This is a genomic window from uncultured Rossellomorea sp., from assembly GCF_947488365.1.
Taxonomy (GTDB): Bacteria; Bacillota; Bacilli; order Bacillales; family Bacillaceae_B; genus Rossellomorea.
In genome coordinates this window covers 1-244 of sequence record NZ_CANKZT010000027.1, presented here as the reverse complement: position 1 = coordinate 244, position 244 = coordinate 1, and the positions used below count along the sequence as shown (strand labels likewise).

The 244-nt window shown below is 52.5% G+C and carries 3 tRNA genes; all 3 read right to left on the bottom strand.

Annotated elements, in window-relative coordinates:
* Positions 1-75 (bottom strand) — tRNA-Glu (locus tag Q1B03_RS22075).
* A 19-nt stretch (positions 76-94) separates the two neighbouring features.
* Positions 95-167: transfer RNA gene (locus Q1B03_RS22070), tRNA-Thr, on the bottom strand.
* 2 nt (positions 168-169) lie between these two features.
* Positions 170-244 (bottom strand) — tRNA-Asn (locus Q1B03_RS22065).

The window sequence follows — 244 nt, the reverse complement described above, 5'->3', positions numbered from 1 at the left end:
TGGTGACCCATACGGGATTCGAACCCGTGTTACCGCCGTGAAAGGGCGGTGTCTTAACCGCTTGACCAATGGGCCATTCAAAATAAAATATAAAAGCTTCCAACCGGGCTCGAACCGGTGACCTCTTCCTTACCATGGAAGCACTCTACCTGCTGAGCTATGGAAGCAATGGCTCCGCAGGCAAGATTCGAACTTGCGACCGATCGGTTAACAGCCGATAGCTCTACCACTGAGCTACTGCGGA